The 2,548-nt window shown below is 66.6% G+C and carries 1 protein-coding gene and 1 pseudogene; one reads left to right on the top strand and one right to left on the bottom strand.

Translation table 11 applies throughout. The features are described 5' to 3' along the window. Nucleotides 1-1,722, bottom strand: a 1,722-nt coding sequence (locus ACFWF3_RS31815) for a BCCT family transporter (RefSeq protein WP_379317487.1), incomplete at its 3' end; no start/stop codon positions are given. A gap of 229 nt (nucleotides 1,723-1,951) precedes the next feature. Between ACFWF3_RS31815 and ACFWF3_RS31810 the strand changes: the two are divergent. Beyond that, a pseudogene (locus ACFWF3_RS31810) lies at nucleotides 1,952-2,548 on the top strand (hypothetical protein); the annotation flags it as partial.

Genomic DNA, 2,548 nt, shown 5'->3' with positions numbered 1-2,548 from the left:
GACGGGGGGATCGTCGGCGACGTCGACCTTGTCCGGCGAGGCCTCGGTGACGAGGGCGAAGTCACCCTCGTGCAGCTCGGTGCCCTGGTCGACGGCGACCTCGACCAACTCGATGCCGCGATCCATGCGCAGGATCAGCGGGTCGTCGCGCAGGTCCTTGTACAACGACACACACATCGCCACCATCACCACCAGGAACGGCAGCGACACCACGGTGGTCAACGCCTGGAGGCCGGTCAGAGCGCCGCCGAGATTGTCGGAATCGGCGATCACCAGCATGATCGCGGCGACCGCGCCGGTGGCCGCGCCCCAGAAGATGACGACCCACTTCGACGGTTCGATGCTGCCGCGTTCGGACAGTGTGCCCATCACGATGGAGGCCGCGTCGGCACCGGAGACGAAGAAGATCGCGACGAGGATCATCACCACCACCGTGGTCACCGAGGTGATCGGATACTGGTCCAGCAGGTGGAACAGCGCGAAGTTCGAATCGACCGAGCCGTCCGGTTCGGTGAGGTCGCCGTGTTCGGCCTGTTCGGCGATGCCCGCGCCACCGAAGATCGCGAACCACAGCAGACTCACCACGCTCGGCACCAGCAGCACGCCGGTCACGAACTGACGGATGGTGCGGCCGCGGCTGATCCGCGCGATGAACATGCCGACGAACGGCGTCCACGAGATCCACCAGGCCCAGTAGAAGATGGTCCAGCTCGACAGCCATGTCTGCATCGCGTCGTCGCCGGCGCCGGTGCGTGAGGCCATGGTCGGCAGGCTCTCGATGTAGTCGCCGATCGAGGTGGGCAGGATATTGAGCACGAACAGCGTGGGGCCCGCGATGAACACGAACGCCGCGATGGCAAGGGCCAGCACCATATTGATGTTGGACAGCCACTGGATGCCGCGTTCGACACCCGAGACCGCCGACAGCACGAAGGCCACGGACAGGCCCGCGATGATCGCCACCAGACCGATCTTTCCGATGCCGTCGATCCAGCCGTTGAACTCCATGCCCGCGCCGATCTGCAACGCGCCGAGACCGAGTGACGCCGCCGAGCCGAACAGGGTCGCGAAGATCGCCATCATGTCGATCGCCCGGCCGCCGATCCCGTCGGCGTGCCGGCCCAGCAGCGGCCGGAACACCGAGGAGATCAACTGCGAGCGGCCTTTTCGGAACGTGCCGTAGGCGATGGCCAGGCCCGCGACGGCGTAGATCGCCCACGGGTGCAGTGTCCAGTGGAACAGTGTGGTGGCCATGGCGACTTCCGCGGCGGCCGGTGATCCGGGCTCGGCGGTATGGGGCGGGGGGTTCACGAAGTGCGACAACGGTTCCGCCACACCCCAGAACATCAGACCGATGCCCATGCCCGCGCTGAACATCATCGCGATCCACGACACGGTGCGGAATTCGGGTTTCTCGTCGTCGGCGCCCAGCGGGATCCGGCCGTAGCGGCTGACCGCCAGCCAGATCACGAACACCACGAACGTGGTGGCGGTGAGCACGAACAACCAGCCGGTATTGGTGATGACCCATTTCTGAGCGGTACTCGCCGCGGAGGCGAGGCTCTCGTCGTCGAGGACACCCCAGGCGACGAAGGCGAGTGCGCCGATCGCGGTGGCGCAGAAGATGAGCAGATCCAGCCTGGGCTTGCCCGGCGACCCATCGGCTACCGATCCGCCCGGCGGCGGTGCGGTGCCGGAACTTCCTACGACATCGTTCGACATGGGTCCGAGTCCTCTCCGATCGCGGAAACTCCCCGCCTTTTCAGACGCGCTGGTCGTGCAGAGCAACCGTACAGCGTATGGGCGGCGACCCGAGGTAAGCGCGAGCCCGCCCCACACCCTGTTCCCCGAAACACCCTTCGGCAACCATTCGATCGCCTTACTATTCGTGATGCGGCACAACTGTCTGAGCCAGTTGTGTTGTCCGCATCATTGATTCGGGAGGGCAACGATGCCATCACGTCCGCACACCGACACACGACCCGATTCCGGCGCGGCACCGCCGAACAGCCGACGACATTCGCTGCTGCGTGCTGTGGCGGCGGCCGCGATCACCGCACTCGTGGCCGTCGGCCTGCCGTCCGGTGCGTCGGCCGATTTCGGCGCCGACCTGACCGGCGCGGTGCAGGAATTCCTCGATGTGGGCCGAACGGCGGTGCCGCGGGCCGACTGTGGGCCCGGATCACTGCCGGAGACCGGATTGCAGGGCGACGTCCCCGCCGGTGACCGGGACAGCGGGCGCAGCACCCAGGGCTATCGCTGCAACATGTCGATGGTCGGGGGCTACGCCGGGCGCGGAGCGGGCATCACCTCCACCAGTTTCGAGCACTGCGCATACATGGGCACGTTCTTCCCCGGCAACATGCTCAGCGAGCACCCCGGCGTCCAGGTCCTCGATGTCTCCGATCCGGCGAATCCGCGGCTGACCGCGACGCTCGCCGAACCCGCCATGCTGGCAGGCACCTGGGAGACGTTGAAGGTCAACACGGCTCGCAAACTGCTCGTCGGAACGGGTGTGCCGGTCGGCATCGGGGCCGGGTACCTGTCC

Source organism: Nocardia sp. NPDC060220 (genome assembly GCF_042727815.1).
In the GTDB taxonomy this organism is placed as follows: Bacteria; Actinomycetota; Actinomycetes; order Mycobacteriales; family Mycobacteriaceae; genus Nocardia.
The sequence above is the reverse complement of the archived record's forward strand: the minus strand, read 5'-3'. Positions and strand labels throughout refer to the sequence as shown.